The sequence below is a fragment of the Marinobacter sp. genome (assembly GCF_033722735.1).
GTDB lineage: Bacteria > Pseudomonadota > Gammaproteobacteria > Pseudomonadales > Oleiphilaceae > Marinobacter.
On the sequence record NZ_JAWVYN010000003.1, the window covers coordinates 68,040 to 85,355 of the forward strand.

The 17,316-nt window shown below is 64.4% G+C and carries 13 protein-coding genes; 3 read left to right on the forward strand and 10 right to left on the reverse strand.

All coding sequences use genetic code 11. The annotated features are described in order from the left end of the window. Positions 1 to 37 precede the first annotated feature (37 nt). A complete protein-coding gene (locus R3175_RS03825; protein ID WP_318942543.1) occupies positions 38 to 655 on the reverse strand; it encodes a hypothetical protein in 618 nt (205 codons plus the stop codon). A 203-nt stretch (positions 656 to 858) separates the two neighbouring features. Between R3175_RS03825 and R3175_RS03830 the strand changes: the two genes are divergently transcribed. Further along, complete coding sequence (locus R3175_RS03830; protein ID WP_318942544.1) at positions 859 to 1,221, forward strand: hypothetical protein; 363 nt, start codon at positions 859 to 861, stop codon at positions 1,219 to 1,221. Between the two features lie 8 nt (positions 1,222 to 1,229). On the opposite strand, the gene R3175_RS03835 is transcribed toward R3175_RS03830, so the two are convergent. Next, positions 1,230 to 3,965, reverse strand: coding sequence for a transporter substrate-binding domain-containing protein (locus R3175_RS03835; RefSeq protein WP_318942699.1), 2,736 nt, complete (start codon positions 3,963 to 3,965; stop codon positions 1,230 to 1,232). A gap of 206 nt (positions 3,966 to 4,171) precedes the next feature. Here R3175_RS03835 and R3175_RS03840 point away from each other — a divergent pair, with 206 nt between their 5' ends. Further along, positions 4,172 to 4,405 (forward strand): DUF2789 domain-containing protein, encoded by a 234-nt coding sequence (locus tag R3175_RS03840; protein ID WP_318942545.1) that lies wholly within the window; start codon positions 4,172 to 4,174, stop codon positions 4,403 to 4,405. A 21-nt stretch (positions 4,406 to 4,426) separates the two neighbouring features. On the opposite strand, the gene R3175_RS03845 is transcribed toward R3175_RS03840, so the two are convergent. From R3175_RS03845 to R3175_RS03875, 7 genes are all read right to left on the reverse strand, one after another. Beyond that, positions 4,427 to 6,046: a diguanylate cyclase domain-containing protein gene (locus R3175_RS03845; protein WP_318942546.1), complete on the reverse strand. Its 1,620-nt coding sequence runs from the start codon at positions 6,044 to 6,046 to the stop codon at positions 4,427 to 4,429. Positions 6,047 to 6,181: 135 nt separating this feature from the next. Next, positions 6,182 to 7,144, reverse strand: a complete 963-nt coding sequence (xerC, locus tag R3175_RS03850; protein ID WP_318942547.1) for a tyrosine recombinase XerC — start codon at positions 7,142 to 7,144, stop codon at positions 6,182 to 6,184. A gap of 2 nt (positions 7,145 to 7,146) precedes the next feature. Next, a complete protein-coding gene (locus R3175_RS03855) occupies positions 7,147 to 7,893 on the reverse strand; it encodes a DUF484 family protein (protein ID WP_318942548.1) in 747 nt (248 codons plus the stop codon). 44 nt (positions 7,894 to 7,937) lie between these two features. Further along, positions 7,938 to 8,870 carry a diaminopimelate epimerase gene (gene dapF, locus R3175_RS03860; RefSeq protein ID WP_318942549.1) on the reverse strand — a complete coding sequence of 311 codons (933 nt, stop codon included), beginning with the start codon at positions 8,868 to 8,870 and terminating at the stop codon, positions 7,938 to 7,940. A 9-nt stretch (positions 8,871 to 8,879) separates the two neighbouring features. Further along, positions 8,880 to 10,130: a diaminopimelate decarboxylase gene (gene lysA / locus R3175_RS03865; protein ID WP_318942550.1), complete on the reverse strand. Its 1,251-nt coding sequence runs from the start codon at positions 10,128 to 10,130 to the stop codon at positions 8,880 to 8,882. Positions 10,131 to 10,162: 32 nt separating this feature from the next. Then, entirely contained in the window at positions 10,163 to 10,324 is a 162-nt protein-coding gene (lptM, locus tag R3175_RS03870; RefSeq protein ID WP_318942551.1) for an LPS translocon maturation chaperone LptM, read from the reverse strand. A gap of 93 nt (positions 10,325 to 10,417) precedes the next feature. Beyond that, positions 10,418 to 13,276 (reverse strand): class I adenylate cyclase, encoded by a 2,859-nt coding sequence (locus tag R3175_RS03875; RefSeq protein WP_318942552.1) that lies wholly within the window; start codon positions 13,274 to 13,276, stop codon positions 10,418 to 10,420. 130 nt (positions 13,277 to 13,406) lie between these two features. Here R3175_RS03875 and R3175_RS03880 point away from each other — a divergent pair, with 130 nt between their 5' ends. Continuing rightward, positions 13,407 to 15,845: an EAL domain-containing protein gene (locus R3175_RS03880; RefSeq protein WP_318942553.1), complete on the forward strand. Its 2,439-nt coding sequence runs from the start codon at positions 13,407 to 13,409 to the stop codon at positions 15,843 to 15,845. Here R3175_RS03880 and argH read toward each other — a convergent pair. After that, positions 15,842 to 17,239 (reverse strand): argininosuccinate lyase, encoded by a 1,398-nt coding sequence (gene argH / locus R3175_RS03885; protein WP_318942554.1) that lies wholly within the window; start codon positions 17,237 to 17,239, stop codon positions 15,842 to 15,844. The genes R3175_RS03880 and argH overlap by 4 nt on opposite strands. Positions 17,240 to 17,316 lie beyond the last annotated feature (77 nt).

A 17,316-nucleotide genomic window follows, 5' to 3' on the forward strand; every position in this document is an offset into this window, starting at 1 on the left:
TCGGCAGTGTCGGAAAAAAGAGCGCACCGAGGCCGGCCTACCGGTCGCGAGACTCGTCGTCGTTCTTGTCAGTCTCAGCCAGGGACAGGTGCGAGGTATCGGGCACCACCGGCGGCGGCAGATCCCGTTCTACGCCAATATCGCTGCCGGCCGGAGCCACACTCCACTCATCGAGATGTTCGAACATGGGCGGTTCCACCTCTTGGGTCTCCGCCAGGGCCACGCCCACCGGATCCAGCGACAGGTGGCTGCCGGTCAGGATGTCGTCCACCTTGTCACCCGCCACCGGCAGACGCTCACCCGGTTCCACGGTCACCCCCGCGCCAGCCTTTGGCTGGCGGCCGCCGGTGTCGGCGGGTGCAGGCGTATCCGGCCGGCTACTGGGCGGCGGAACCGGTCGGGCGGGCCGTGGCGACGGCGCCTCCGGCTGACCGGCCATGGGCTCCACGTACGCCACCAGACCGTGCTTGTGCAGGACCGCCCGGTATTTCTCGGCCTGGGTTTCGTCCAACCGGTTTCGGATCACCACCCGCTGACCACTGAACATCTTGTCGATCTGGTCCAGGGACGCCTTGAACAGGGCGCGGGCATTGTCGCGCGCCGTCGCCAGATCCGTGCCGGGCGCACACTCACCTTTGAATATCAGCTGGAACATGTAACGGGCTCTCCTGACAACGTTTTTTTCATGATAGTTGATCGTCGCCGGGCCCAAAAGCCCAACCCATCCCGATCATCTTTTAACCAGACTGCAAACAATTGAAAAATGGCATCGTATGGAAAATGCGGTGGCCGCCAGTATTTGCGACAATGCCTGTAACGTAACGTTACAACCAGTTACAAGACGTACAGGTGGATACCATGCGATTGCCCAACCGGCTCCCAGCCCTGATGGCCGCCGCGCTCTCCCTGAGTGCACCGGCGGCCGCTGAGAACATCGACCTTTTGATGACCGGCCTGTTTCCCTCGGCGGATGCGACCTACATCGGGTACGACAGCGTGGAGCGTCTGGACATTCCCGAGTCCGCCCCCATCGACCGCAAGTACCTGATCGTGGATTTCCGTTTTCATTCCCCGATGGCCACAGACCAGCTGCAGGCCAGCGTCCACAAGGTCTGCATGACGCTGCTCAAAGACCACGAGCTGATCCAATCGCTGTCCAACGATGGCTACGATATGGTGTCGGTCGCATTCGATCGCCAGTCCCAGTACGACTGCCTGTAACCCGCTGCTCAGTCTTCCCCGAGCAGACGCGGGAAGGCTTCCAGGGCGGCATTGATCGCATCCAGGTTGAAGGCCTCAATGTCCGCCAGCAAACGCTCGCCGTACAGGGTGACCCGGCGTGAGCGGAATCGCTGCCCCCAGGCGAGCACCCGGTGCGCGAAGTAGCGCATCTGCTCCGGGTCGCCGCTCTCCCGAATCGACTGCCACTCGTCACCGAAATCTTCCGCCAACTGATTCCGGAGCCAGCCACGCTCCTGCATGTTGAGGGTTTCCACCAGCGGCTGGACCGCCTCCTCGCGAGGTTCGTCGACCCCATTCTGCTGCTCCGTAATCACCACCCCGGGCAGAGTCACGGTGAAGGTCGAGCCCTCACCCGCCTGACTGCTGACCGACAGCTCGCCCCCCATCATGCGTACCAGCTTGCGGCTGATGGCCAGGCCCAGGCCAGTGCCGCCGTATTTGCGGCTGCTCTGCCCTTCCTGCTGCTCGAAGGCATCGAAAATCCGCTCCTGCTGATCCGGGGCAATGCCGATGCCGGTGTCGGTCACCACGATCTGCAGACAGCAGCAGGCCGGTTCTTCGTCATCCGACGCTTCCGGACTGGCCACGGCGTGCACCGTCACACCGCCCTGGTGGGTGAATTTGATGGCGTTTCCCACCAGGTTGAACAGCACCTGTCGCAACCGGGTCTCGTCCAGCAGCATCACCGCCGGTGTCGCCGGATCGACGGTGACCTCCAGCCCAATGCCCTGCTCCTGCGCCCGTAAATCGAAGATGTGGCGGACATCGTCCAGCAGGCGACGCAGGGTCAGGGGCGCGATTTCCAGGCGCATTTTGCCCGCCTCGATGCGGGACAGGTCGAGTATGTCGTTGATCAGCATCAACAGGCTGCGGCTACCGGCGCGGATGGCGTCCAGATAGCTCCGCTGCTGGGGATCCGTCACACTCTCATCCAGCAGGTCGCTGTAACCGATGACCGCGTTCATCGGCGTGCGGATCTCATGGGACATGTTGGCCAGGAACTCACTCTTGGCCCGGTTGGCACTGTCGGCCTCCCGGGCCAGTCGTTCGGCCTCCAGCTTGGCAGCCCGCAGTTCGTCCTCGCTGCGTCGCAGGGCCTGTTCCGAGCGAATCCGTTCATCCACCTCCCGCGACAGCTTGCGGTTCCAGTACAGGAAAATCAGCACCACCGCGAGGGCAATCAGGATCACCCGCCGCACCACCGTGTAGTCGGTTTCCTGCTCAATGTCCAAATGGATCCAGCGGTTGTAGATCGCCTCACGGTCCTCCGGACTCAGGCTGCCCAGCGCCTTGTTGAGGATCCGCAGCAGCTCGGGACGGTCCCGGTTCACCGCAAACCGCAGCTCGTACTGGTACGGGGTGATACTGGTGATCCGCAGGTTGGACAACCCCAGTCGGGCCACCGTGTAGCTCACCGCCGGGATCTGCGTCACCATCACGTCCAGGTCGCCGTTGGACAGCGCCAGCAGCCCGTCTTCCACAGTGGCCATCGGGTACAGGTTCAGGTCCGGATGGTTGATCAGCAGATAGTCGTGGCCGGCCTGCTCCCGCACCACGCCGACCCGCTCCTGGCGCAGCTCCCGCAGATCCCCGATAAAGCGGCCGTCGTCCCGGATCACCACGGCGATGGGCAGGGTCAGATAGGGCCGGCTGAACAGGAACTCGCCTTCGCGCTGGGGGGTTAGAGACAGCGCCGGCAGGATGTCGATTTCACCGTTACGCAACTGGTCTTCGGCCGCGGACAGGTCGTCCAGCTCGCTGCGGGCAAACTTGACCGCCAACTGGTCTTCCAGCCGGCTGACCAGGTCCGGCACCAGACCGCGAACCCGGCCGTCCTCGACAAACTCGAACGGTGGCCACAGTGACCGGAAGGCCACCCGCAGATTGGGGTTCCGCTTGAGCCAGCGACGCTCGGCCTCGGTCAGCCGCACATCCAGGTGATCCCCGGCATGGGGCACGGCAAACGGCAGCCAGGCCTGGCGGATGTTGCGGTGTTCGATATGGCTGATGGATTCCACCGCACGGTTGAGGACCCGGTGGGTCCGGGGGCGGTCGGCCTTCACCGCCAGCACCACGTCAATGGGCAGCTGATCCAGCAGAACCGCCAACCCGATGCCATTGATCATCGCCGACTGCAGGTAGTCCGACACCACCGGCACCGGTCCGACAAAGGCGTCGGCCTGGCCGGACAGCACCATGCTGACGGCCTCCCGGACATTGGCGACGTTGACCGGGTGGAAGTTCTCAACCTCATCCAGCAACAGGAACTGATTGGCATCGTCTTCAATCAGCGCGATGCGACGACGCTCCAGATCCGCCAACTGGCGGATGCTGGCATCCCCCGAATCGACGAACAGACCGTAGGTCAGGCTCATCAGGGGTACGGTGTGCAATTGGTTGGCCGCCCCTGACACTCCCGGGGCCCGGGTGGTAATGATGGCGTCGAGCGCCCCCTGAGCCAGGGCCTTGTCCAGTTCCGCGGTGGAACCCGCGGTGTACTCCACCGGCGTCTCCAGCTTGCTCTCAATACGGTTCAGGTAATCGATGTAGGTGCCCGCCAGATCACCCTCGGAGGTGCGGAAGGCCAACGGCACCTGGTCGCCGTGCACGCCCACCCGAAACCGTTCCACCCGCTCCAGCCAGCGCAGGTCGTCCACCCCCAGCACGGGGGCCGGTGAATCCTGCGGCGGCTCCGCCCCCACCCGGCCCACCAGAACCAGCATCAGCCACACCACCAGGACTGCGGGCGATCGTCTACTCACTGGATATCCTCACTGCTTCCGCTACATTGAAAAATAACAGCCCCCGGAAGCCGCTTACGTTGCCGGCCAACCTCCTGCCGGGGCGGTTCCGGAATCGCGACACCATCCGTTCCTGCGTCATCGCAATTGGATCAAGAAGGTTTTTTAATCTGTGTAAGGGGCATACCATGGACACCAGCAAACACACCTTGGGCACTCTGTTTGACCAACTTGGCCTGCCATCCGATGAGGACAGTATCACCCAGTTCGTTACCAGGCACTCCCCCCTGCCCCGGGAAACCGCGCTGCACGATGCGGACTTCTGGAGCGAAAGCCAGGCCCATTTCCTGACGGAAGGCATAGAGGAAGATTCGGATTGGGCGGAGGTGATCGATGAGCTCGATGCCATGCTGCGACACTAACCGCCTTGGACAGCGGGCGGACTACTCGACCACCGTCCAGGTGGCAATCTCCACCCGGTTCCGTCCCGCGGCCTTGGCCTGATACAGCGCCCTGTCGGCGCGGTCGAACACCGAGTCGGCATCATCGCCATCGCTTAGCTGGGCCAGACCGCCGGAAAAGGTGATGCTGACCGGATCGCCGCGGAAATGAAACGGCAACTGGGCAATATGGGCCCGCAACATGTCGAGTACAGTGCGGGCGTTTTCCGGGGCGGTTTCCGGCATCACCACAACAAACTCCTCGCCCCCATAGCGGGCCACAAAATCGGTATTGCGCAACCGCTCTGCCAGCGTCTTCGCCAACAGCTGAATGACCCGATCGCCGGCCTTGTGGCCATAGGAATCGTTGATCCGCTTGAAGCGGTCAATATCGAGCACCGCGACGGACACCGGGTTGCGATAGCGTTGCCAGCGCCGGATTTCGAATTCCAGCCGCTCCTGCCAAGCTTCCCGATTGGGCAATTGGGTCAGCACATCGGTGAGGGCCCGGGAGCGCTCTTCCCGCAGCTGTTCCTTGATCTGTTCGGAATGGACCTCCACTGCCGCCAGTTTCTGTTTCATGGCGTCGATCTGAGCCTCCAGTTGCTGCTCCCGTTTCAGCTCGGCGCTGCGGTGCTGCTCCATGGCAGCGGCGATGGCATCGATGTGATCGGTCACCGAGCGCTTGAGTTCCCGCACATCCTCGGAGGTGTCCACCAACTCCCCCAATTCCAGCAGCTCAGTCCTCAGGGTCTGGTCAAACGCCGCCGCTGCGGTGCGCACAGTCGCCAGGGTGTCCGACTGGTCACTGAAATGCTCCTGCAGCGCCAGCAGGCGATCATCCAGGCGTTTGAGGAAGGCCTCAAACTCCTGCTGTCCCCGCTGCACCACCGCGATCATCAGCTCCGCAACGTCGCTCAGCGATGCCCGCAGGTCATCCCAGCTATTGCTCAGCGACAGGTGGTCCCGAAGCGCCAGTGCCCGGGCATGAGAGCGGGGATCCAGGGCCAGCTGCGACAGCATGTGGCCCAGCAGCTCGGACACGCGACGGGCAAAGCGCAGCCGCTGATCGTGGTCCGACTCCTCACAAGCGGGCGGTTCAACACCGGCCGCAGTGGCGGGCTCGGTGGAGGATTCGGCCTCGGGGGGCACCAGGGAGTCCATAGCCAGGGCCTGTTGCAGCAACGACACCAGCTCGCAGAACAGGTCAGGCAGCTCTTCACTCAGCGAACGCGAGCGCCGCAATGCCTTCGCCAGCCGTTCCAGGCGACCACGCTCGGCAACAATCGCCGGGTGGCGCCGACTGTCGGCCAGCAGGCTCTCCATCGAGGTGCGTAACTTACCCAGGCGGGTCTGTTTGTGGTCGTCCAGCAAGGCCAGCTGGCGATCGATCCGGGCCTGCAACTGGCGCAGTCCTTCCAGGTTGAAGGCGCCCTTCTGCATCAGTTCCCGCAGCCGGGTCAGCAGGGCATCCAGGTGTGCGTTATGCCCCTCCGAGGCCATACTGGTCTGTACCAGCAGCCCCGCCAGGGTGTGCCGCTCGCGATGCCAGTTTTTTTCCCGAGCCTGGGCTGACGCCACCTCCCTGAGATAGCGCGCCTTCCAGGATTCATCCGATGACATGTCGCTCTCCTGTTGCTGACTGCAGCTCAGCGCCGGCTGGACGCTGCGCTTTGGAACCCCCTCTATTCATCCTGCAGGCCCGACAAAAAGTAGGTTTTTCCTGTCACTATAGACCTGACAGCCACAATCATCGACTCAGCCCTCCGGGTCGGTGCGGGGTCGACGCTGTGCCCGCGGGTGGCTTTGATCATAAACCTTGGCCAGATGTTGAAAATCCAGATGGGTGTAGACCTGGGTGGTGGATATGTCGGCGTGTCCCAGCAGTTCCTGCACGGCCCGCAAGTCGCCACTGGACTCCAGCAGGTGGCTGGCGAAGGAGTGGCGCAGCAGGTGGGGGTACAAGCGTTGGGCGGCCCCCTGGTGTTTTCCCCACCGTTCCAGCCGTAACTGAATGCTGCGCACGCTCAACCGGCCGCCCCGCTGGCTGACGAACATGGCCGGCTCGCCCTCCCGCGCCAAGCCGGTGCGCAGATTCAACCAGGTGGCCAGGGCTTCCCGGGCCTTGCGGCCGACCGGCAGCAGACGCTGTTTGTCGCCCTTGCCCACCACGCGGATCTCCCCTTGCTTCAGGTCGATGTCGCCCAGGTTGACACCCGCCAACTCGGAGACCCGCAAACCTGATGAGTACAGGAGTTCGAACATGGCCCGGTCGCGTACCGTTAACGGGTCATCGTCCGGTGGCGGCTCCAGCAGGTCGTTGAGCTGGTCCACATCCACCACACCGGGCAACCGGCGGGCCGCCTTGGGGGCCCGCACCCCCAGCGCCGGATTATCGGTCACCAGGGCTTCCCGGACCAGGTAGTCGTAGAAACGGCGAATGGACGACAGGTGACGGGCGATGGAGCGCCCGCCCAGTCCCTGACGGCTCAGCTCGGCCACGTAGCCCCGCAGACCATGACTGTCGAGGCCGGCCCAGCTCCATTGCCGGTCAGTCAGGTGACTGGCCAGTCGCAGCAGATCCCGTTGGTAATTCCGGCAGGTGGTTGGCGATTGGCGCCGCTCGGACGCCAGGTGCTCAATAAACCGGGCCACCGGCTCGGCCAGTTCGGGTGGCGGCGGTGTTGCGTCCGGCCGCGCGCTCCCCGCTCGCCGCCCCACGGTCAGTTCGACTCCGCGACCACATCCACCACCACCGGCGGCTCACAGTAACGCTGCATCATCGACGGCAACAGCCGACTGAGGGTATCGCTGATATAGGTGAGGAACAGCGAGCCCATGTTCTGGTCGAAGTACCCCGACTCGCAGCTGCCAATGGCGAAGACGCCACGGAGTTCCTGGTCCCGCAGGGGCACCAGGGCCACCGATGCGATCGGCTCCTCGCGGTCCGGGAACAGGAAGGTGCGTTCGCTTTCCCGGAACTGACCGCAGACCGCCCGGTCGCCCTCCAGCAGATCCCCCAGGCGCTCCTTGGCCTGCGCCGGTGCCACCACCTGCAACGCCCCCTGGGGGTTCAGGGTCAGGGCCTGGTCGGTGAACAGGATCACCGACGCGGCATCCAGGCCGAAATCGCCGCGAATGCTGTCGTCGATGGCGGCCGCCATCTCGTTGAGGTTGACCGCCTCGATCACCTGCAGCAACAGGCGTTTGCTCTTCTCGAACAGGCGGTCGTTGTGACGGGCAATGGACACCAGTTCCACCAGCTCCCGACGGAGGGTGTCCCGCTGCTCACGGAACAGGTGAACCTGGCGTTCCACCAGAGAGATCGCCCGACCACTGTCGTGAGGCAGGGTCAGCGAGCGCAGCAGCTCATCCTGACCAAGGAAGAAATCCGGATGTTCCCGCAGGTATTCGGCAACATCCTCACGGCTCAGTTCGCCGGGCTTCTCACGGGCCGTTTGCTCTGTCATGGCCTTCTCCTTATGGGTCCGCGCGTTGACCTGAGGTCGGAGCGCTATCGATGACGGGACTTGGTTCTGCTGTCGCCCGAACGCTTGGATCGACGGCTGCTGCGTTTGGCGGGCGCGGAAGGCAGTCGGATCTGGCCTTCGTACACGCTGGCTGCAGGGCCCTCCATGATAACAGGGGTCCCCTCACCCTGCCATTGGATCACCAGGTGGCCGCCCGGCAGCTCCACATCCACCTTCTGGTCGAGCAGGCCCCGGAGCTGGCCGGCCACCACCGCCGCACAGGCGCCGCTGCCGCAGGCCAGGGTTTCCCCGGAGCCCCGCTCGAACACCCGCAAGCGGGCGTGGCCACGATCCAGAACCTGCAGGAAACCGATGTTGGCCCGGGCGGGGAAGCGGGGATGGCGCTCCAGTTTGGGCCCCAGGGTTTCCACCGGTGCGCTATCGACGTCGTCCACCACCAGCACACCGTGGGGGTTGCCCATGGACACCGCGCTCAGCTCCACCAGTTGGCCATCAACGTCCAGGGTGTAGATGGCGGCCGGCCGGTCCGCCTCGAACGGAATCGCCGCGGGTGCCAGCTCCGGCACCCCCATATCCACCGCCACCAGGCCGTCCTGCCCCAGGCGCAGCTCGATCACGCCCTTGGCGGTCTGGACCCGGATCACCCTCTTGTTGGTCAGGCGCCGCTCCCGTACGAACCGGGCGAAACAGCGGGCACCGTTCCCGCACTGCTCCACCTCGGAACCGTCGGCGTTGAAGATCCGGTAGCGAAAGTCCACGTCGGGCATGCCCGGTGGCTCCACCACCAGTAGCTGATCGAAGCCCACACCGAAATTGCGGTCCGCCAGGCTGCGGATCATCTCCGGCTGCAACCGGAACGGCTGGCTGATGGCATCGATCACCATGAAGTCGTTGCCCAGGCCGTGCATCTTGGTAAACGTCAATTGTGGCCGATTGCCACGCCGCTGTTGAGTCATGCCCCGTCCCTATTCCGGCAGACAGCTTTCAGGGCCCAACTGGTCATCCAGCGTCTCCCGCCGGCGCACCACGTGCACCTGCTCGCCGTCCACCATCAACTCCGGCGGCCGGTTACGGGTGTTGTAGTTGGAACTCATCACAAAGCCGTAGGCCCCGGCGGACCGCACCGCCAGCAAATCCCCCGGCGCCAGCCGCAGTTCCCGGTCCTTGCCGAGGAAGTCGCCGGTCTCGCAGATCGGTCCTACCAGGTCCCAGCGCCTGGCTGTCACATCCTCCCGCTGCACCACCGGGATGATCGCCTGCCAGGCGCTGTACAGGGCCGGGCGGATCAGGTCGTTCATGGCGGCGTCGATGATGGCGAAGTTGCGGTGCCCGGTGCACTTGAGGAACTCCACCCGGGTCAACAGGATACCGGCGTTGGCGGCAATGGAACGGCCCGGCTCCAGGATCAGCTTGAGCTGCCGCCCCCCCAGCCGCTGCGCCAGACGGGCGACGTACTCCGACGGTTCCGGCGGCTGCTCCTGATCGTAGCGCACGCCCAGCCCGCCTCCCATGTCGAGGTGCTCGATGACGATCCCCCGCTCGGCAAGCTGGTCGATCAGCAACAGCACCCGATCGAGGGCATCCAGAAACGGCTCCACCGAGGTCAGCTGGGAGCCGATGTGGCAATCCACACCGATGATCGCCAGGTTCGGCAATGCCGCGGCACGGGCGTAGACGTCCAGCGCCTCGGCGATGTCGATACCAAACTTGTTCTCTTTCAGCCCGGTGGAGATATAGGGATGGGTGCCGGCGTCGACATCCGGATTGACCCGCAGTGACACCGGCGCCTTGACACCCAGTTCACCGGCCACCTGGTTGAGGCGGTCCAGCTCGGTGTCCGATTCGACGTTGAAGCAGTGCACGCCGGCCTCCAGGGCCTTGCGCATCTCCCAGGGCTGCTTGCCCACACCGGAAAACACCACCTTGGACGGGTCACCGCCGGCACGCAGCACCCGCTCTAGCTCACCGGCGGAGACAATGTCGAAGCCGGCGCCAAGACGGGCCAGCACATTGAGCACGGCCAGGTTGCTGTTGGCCTTGACTGCGTAGCAGATCAGCCGGTCGTGACCACTGAGCGCCTCGTCATAGGCGCGGAAGTGCCGTTCCAGCGTGGCCCGGGAATAGACATAGGCCGGCGTGCCAAAACGCTCGGCAATATCGGCAACGGCGACCTCCTCGGCATAGAGCTCACCGCTGCGGTAGTTAAAGTAATCCATTGAGTGTCCTGATAAAAACTGGGCAGGCAGCGTTACGGCGTCCGGCTCGGGCCCGACGGTTCACGGTCGTCCGTCACCGCCTCGGCCGCCGCCGGCGTCGACGCGGCCTCGCGGTACAGTGGCCCCTTCTGGCCACACCCTGACAGGATCATGCCAGACACCAGCACGAGCACCCACGGTAACCGACGTTGCATTGCTTGCCACCCCTTCGTTGCAATTGACCCGCAGTATACCTGACACCGGTACGGCGGGGCGAGACGGGGATTTGAGGAGTTTCTCAGTTGTTTCTAACCGGCCAGCGCGCGGCTGAGTGCAGCTTCCAGTTGCTGACGGTGGTACAGATACTGGCAGGTCTGCAGCTCCTGCTGGTAGCCCTGGGGCTCCAGATCGTGGGGCAGGTGCAGGTCGCTCAGATACACCGGATAGGTCTCGCCGGAGCGGCGCAGGGAGCGGATGTAATGGGCCACCGCGGGAATCAGCTGGTCGCCGTATTCCTGTACGGTGAAATCCTGACCGTTACAGAAGATGTCGAAGAGCAGCTCGCCGTCGCCCTCCCGGGTGCCCACGGCCTGCACTTCCAGCGCGTTGATCGGCGAGTCGTCAACACTCACGGTGCGGCGCTCGGCCACCCACTGCCGTTCCCGGACCACCAGCTCGAAACAGTGAATGTCCAGCAGCCCGCCGGGCGCCGTGAACACATCCTGCAATTGGCGTCGTTCCAACAGATTCTCCAGAAACCGCAGCAATGGCCCTAACAGGTGGCGTCGGCCACTGAACGGCCGCTGCCAGTGGAACACCGACCCCACTTCGTCCACCGCCCACAACAGGGCCTGCTTGCCGGTGACCTGGTAAAAGACCTGGATGTTACCCGGCTCGCTGCCCTGACAGACGGTTCGCAACGCCCCCTGGTCCAGCAGCGCCTGGCGGTCGAAAACCACCGGAACATACTCGCTCTGGGGCCGGCACAGCTGCGCGACCAGGCTGTCGAGGTCGTCCACCGCCGTGAACCCCGGATCCTGACCGGCAAACTGCAGCACAAAGTAGCGTCGGTCCACTTCCAGCACGTAGCGCAAGGGATGGGGCCCCCGGCCACCGGCGAAGAACTGGCGCAGGACATCGTCAAACACCTCCTGCACCCGGCGGGCGATGGCCAGACCGTGACCACCGCTCTGACTGTGCACCGACAACGTCGGCAGCCGGTCCGGCGTTGCCGCCGCCGCGGCCAGGACATTCTTCAGGCACTGGATCAGGGTATCGCCGGCGGCATAGTGCTGCAGGCTGATTTCGTGCCAGGAATTGAGGGTGATCTGATCAATGCTGTGCACCAGGTTCTCACGGCCGCCGCTGAACCCCAGCGAATCACTGCGGGCACTGAGCCGATGGAGGCCACGTTCGGTCAGGTGCGCCTGGGGATCAACGGCGACATTGACCAGCAACAGGTTGCGCAGCGGCCGTACCGGCTGCTGCAAGGCGCCGCGACCGGGTGGCCCGACCGGCATTGGCAGGGCATCGTACAGGGCCTCCAGCAGCTCCCGGGCTTCGCCAACACTGGCGGCACTGTCACCGGCACGCAGGTTTAAACGGGTGGCCCGGGTCAGCAGACCGTTGCAGTAACACCACAGCATCAGCTCGGCGAGATTGCTGGAGCGGCGGATGACTGGCTGCCAGAAGGCCTCGGACGGGTTCTCCAGGTCCCGGAACAGCAGCCACCCCTCGGCGCCCTCGCCCTCCTGGGCCGACTGGTGGAAGAAGGACAGATTCTCCTCCGCCAGGGAGGGCGCCAGATTGGGGTTGATCAGCTCAATCTTGCCGGCCTTGCGCTGGAACACCGCATACAGCTTGCGGCCCAGCAGGTTCAGGTCGCGCTGACTGATGGCGGCGTTGCCGCCGTGCTCCCGGGCTAACCGGGACAACAGGCGGTAGCTGTGGGTGAATTCGTTGACCACCGTGCGGCGCAGGGCAATGACATCCTCCACCCGCCACCGCTGCCGGTTATCGAGAAAGCGGAACTTGCCCTCATCCCACCCCCATGACGTCACCAGGGCCCGCAGCAAGCGGCCCCGCCAATGCTCTCCGGAGGCCTCCGCCCGGGTCAGGGGGTAGCCAGCCTTGAGGTAGAGGCTGCGCTGCACCAGTTCGAGACGGCCGCCAGCGTGGGCCTCACTGAGCCAGTCGGCCAGTCGCTGATAGAGCATGACATAAGGGTCGAGCCGGTCCGGATCGGTATCGCCCCGATAGACCGCGGCCTTGAACGCCAACGCCAGCGGCCCCTGGTCCTCGTCACGGGCATAGCACTCAATCAGCAACAGCTTGAGGATGGATTTCCAGGGCGAGTCGATGCCCTTGTAGAGCTGCCACACCCCGGCGCCGAGAAACTCCTCCCGGGGTACCCGGGGCACCGCGCCAAAGTCGATGTACTCGTCGGCACGAATGAACCGGCACTCGATCAGTTGCCGGGTTCGGGCGCTGTACTGCGCTTCGTCCGCCACCGGCACCAGCCACCACAGCGGATAACGGCCACCCAGGTGAATGCTGGTGCGATAGAATTCGTCCAGCAACAGGTAGTGCTGGGCACTGCCGCAGTTCTCGCCGGCCACCTCGGCCCGCTGCTGTCGCATACGCCAGTCCGAGGCGGAAAACACGAACACGTGCAGTTCCACCCCGAGGGATTCGGCCCAGACCGACACCTGTTCCGCCTTCTGCTCCAGTTGCTGAACCGCTGCCGGGGACAGACCGGCGTCGTGACACAACCAGACATCCAGATCGCTGGCGACGGAATGCCCCAAGGACCCGGGACTGCCCATCAGGAACAGGGCCTCTAGATCAGGTCGACGCTTGCCCGCCTCGCGATAGGCGAACGTCCGGGACAACCGCTGGGCGGCTCCGAGCACGTCGTCATCGGGCTGGTAGTGGCTCAGCCCATGGGGGCAGTCGCGGTGCAGGTAACCCGGCAGTGAAGGATGGTTGAGGTGGAAGACCAGCGGCAGGATGTCCAGCACCACCTGCTGACGGTAGGCCAGGGCCGAGCGGGCCCGCTGCCGACGCACCCGGTTGACGGCCACAAACCGGTCCCGCAAACGACGCAGGATCTTGCGGTCGATGCCCTCATCAAAATCCAGGGCAATGGGAAATGTGTGGGTGGTCACGGTGTCTCCGCAAGGAGGTTATATCTGGCTGGATTATCAGTATGATGTGGACATCGTGGCAAAATGACAACAAGAAAGAAACCTCCCGGCCCGCCCGCACGGCCGGCGACGGCGCACTGAGGGTCCTGACGTGAAAGAGTTCTACATTCGACGCTACCGTTCCGAGCCCGGCCGGGACGAGCCCCGTCATACCCTGATCCGTGTCGATGACGGCGGTCTCATTACCTTCGCCGATGCCCAGGCCGAAGCGGTGCTGGGGTATGACATCAGCGACCTCGAGGGCCACCCGATCAGCCGCCTGGTGGCCGCCCGCCAGGACGACCCCTTTGCCAGCGGGCACCGTCATCGTTTCGAGGGCGGTCAGCCGATCCTGATCACCATTCGCCACAAGGATGGCTACTTTTTCACCGCGGAGGTGGCGCTTCGCACCCACATGAAAGACTCGGACAAACCCGCTGGCGCCCGGATTGGCCTGCGGACCGGCAGGCATATCGACACTCGCCTGCTGCAACTGGTGGAGTCCACCGGTAGCCTTGGAATCTGGGAGCTGGATTTACGCGACAACCGGGTCTGGTGGAGCGAGGGCATCTACCAGCTGATGGATCTGCGAGCCGGCGCCGACATCAGCCCCGAACAGGCGCTGTTCTACTGCCAGAACAAACAGTCCCGGATTCGCGCCCTGTTCCGCCGTTGTATCCGCTGCGGCGAGCCGTTCGCCATCACCCTCGACCTGCTCACCGGTCGCCAGAGCTGCCGCCGGGTTCACCTGAGCGGGCGCGCCTTCCGCGAGGGCAATCAGATCATCCGTCTGGGGGGCACCGTGGTTGACCTGTCCGACCAGGCCCGCCATCAGCAAGCCGCGGCCCAGGCCAGCCAGTTGCTGCAATCGGTCATTGGCGCTACCCACGACCTGGTGGTGGCGGTGGACCGGGACCTCAACCTGATGTGCTTCAACGACGCCTATCGCCGACACTTTCAACAGGCCTTTGGCCAGGCCCCGTCGGAAGGCGACAACCTGTCCCTGCTGTTGCGCGATCATCCCAACGAGCGGCGCCTGCTGGAACGACTCTGGCACCGGGCGTTCGAACGGGCCGGCTTCGCCGTGGAAATGCCCCTGGCCAGCCAGCAAAGTGGCGCGCCGGTGTACGAGGTCCATTACCAGCGACTTACCAACGCCGACGGCGAGGCCATCGGCGCGGTGCACGTGGCCCGCGATATTACCGAACGCATCCGGGCCACCGGCAAACGCAACTACCTCAGCACCCACGACCCCATTACCGGGCTGCTCAACCGGCGGGAATTCCTCGCCCGCCTGGGCCGCCAACTGAAACAGTCCGGCCAGCCGGATTATGCCCTGCTGTACCTGGATCTGGACAATTTCGCCAAGTTCAATGATCGGGTTGGCAGCGGCACTTGCGACCGTTATCTTCGGGAACTGGCCGGCGCCATCGGGTTCAAGGTGCGCCAACGGGATGCCCTGGCCCGGCTGGCCGGTGACACCTTCGCCCTGCTGCTGGAGAACTGTGGCGAGCCGGAGGCCCGCAAGGTGGCGGAGAACCTGCTCAAACTGATTGAAGACTTCGTTTTCGACTGGCAGGACGACCGCTTGCAGACCACCGCCAGCGCCGGCTTGCTGATGCTCTCGGATCAGCTGCCGGAAGACCCGGAGGAGCTGCTGTCACAGGCAGCAGACCTGTGTCACACCGCCAAGATTGCCGGGCGCAACCGCTTCCACACCGCCAGCGCCAATTCCGAAGCGCTTCGGGAAAACGAGGCCCGCCTGTTGCTCAGCCACATTCGCCACTGCCTCGACCACGATCTGCTGGTGCTGGAATACCAGGCCATGCGCCCGGTCAGCAGCGCCACCTGGGGCGATCACATCGAGGTGCTGGCCCGGTTCCCGGGCGTCGAGGGCGACGACGGGCTGATCCAGCCCCGGGACTTCCTGCCAGTGGCGGAACGATTCGACCTTGCCAAGCGCATCGATCGCCAGGTGATTCGCGCCACCGTGAACTGGCTCGAGCAGCATCCACTGCTGGAACCACGACTGAAGTACTGCGGCTTCAATCTGTCACTGGCCTCGGTGCTGGATGACCGCTTTGCCGACTTTGTCCAGGAGTCGCTGACCCGGTCCCGCTTTGCCAGTGAGTGCTTCTGTTTCGAAATCAGCGAGGCCCATGCCACCCAGTATCCCGATGAGGTGGCGGTGCTGTGCGATGCCCTTCACGAGGCGGGCTGTCAGGTCGCCCTGGACGGTGCCGGCGCCTCGGTGGAAAGCTACGACCTGGCGGCCAAACTGCCCCTCGACATCATCAAGCTGGACCAGAACATGATCCAGCGCCTGCCCCAGGATCCGGTGAAACAGGTGATGGTGGAGGCCCTGCACAAAATCGCCACCGAGGCCGGCAAGACCACGGTGGCGACGTTTATCGAGGATGACGAGACCCTGCGCCGGGTCCGTACCCTGGGCATCCATTTCGGTCAGGGCTTCCGATTGCACCGGCCCAGGCCACTGGCGGAGCTGACCCCCGCCGCGGTGCAGCTGCAGACCGGTCGGATTGGCGGCTAGCCCGCCAGCGTCTGACGGGCCCGGGCCACCGCGGCCCGCACCTGGTCGGGGGCGGTGCCGCCGAGGTGGTTACGGGCGTTGACGGAGCCTTCCAGGGTCAAGACCTCGAATACGTCCTCGCCGATCACATCGGAGAACTGCTGCAGTTCCGCCAGCGTCATCTCCGACAGGTCCCGGGATTCGGCCACCCCGAACGCCACGGCCTTGCCGACAATTTCGTGGGCATCCCGGAACGGCACCCCCTTCTTGACCAGGTAATCGGCCAGATCGGTGGCGGTGGAGAAGCCTCGCCGGGCCGCCTCACGCATGTTGTCGGCCTTGGCGGTGATGGCCGGGATCATGTCGGCGTAGGCCTTCAGCGACCCCTTGACGGTGTCGATGGTATCGAACAACGGCTCCTTGTCCTCCTGGTTGTCCTTGTTGTAGGCCAGCGGCTGGCTCTTCATCAAGGTCAGCAGGCTGATCAGGTGGCCGTTGACGCGGCCGGTCTTGCCTCGCACCAGTTCCGGCACGTCCGGGTTCTTCTTCTGCGGCATGATGGACGAACCGGTGCAGAATCGGTCCGGCAGGTCGATGAAGTCGAACTGGGCCGAGGTCCACAGCACCAGTTCCTCACTGAACCGGGACAGGTGGGTCATTAGCAGGGCGGCGAAGCTGCAGAATTCGATGGCAAAGTCCCGGTCGGACACGGAATCCAGCGAATTCTCCGTGGGCCGGTCGAAGCCCAGCAGGCGGGCGGTGATGGAGCGATCGATGGGGTAGGTGGTGCCGGCCAGCGCCGCCGCGCCCAGCGGCATCACATTGACCCGCTTGCGACAATCCTGCAGCCGCTCGGCATCCCGCACCAGCATCTCGTACCAGGCCAACAGGTGGTGACCGAAGGTGACCGGCTGGGCGGTCTGCAGGTGGGTGAAGCCGGGCATGATGGTGTCCGCCTCCCGCTCCGCCAGGTCCAGCAGCCCCTGGCACAGACGCTGCAGCTCCTCGGCTATGACGTCGATCTCATCCCGCAGGTAGAGCCGGATGTCGGTGGCCACCTGATCGTTGCGGCTGCGTCCGGTATGGAGTTTCTTGCCGGTGATGCCGATGCGGTCGGTCAGCCGGGCCTCCACGTTCATGTGCACGTCTTCCAGGCTCACTGACCACTGGAACGCCCCGGCTTCGATGTCGGCCTTGACCGCGTTCAATCCTTCGATAATCTGGTCCTTTTCCTCCGCGGTCAGCACCCCCACTTCCGCCAACATGGTGGCGTGGGCGATGGAGCCGGTAATATCGTGGTGGTACAGGCGCTGGTCGAAGCCCACCGACGCGGTGAATCGCTCGACGAAGGCATCCGTGGGTTCGCTGAAACGACCGCCCCAGGGTTTCTCGGAAGTCTTGTTTGAATCCGTCATTGGTCACTCTTTCCTGCTGACAGCCCGGCAGTCAGGGTTGTGCCAGAACGACGCCGGGACGAACTGACGGCGCCATT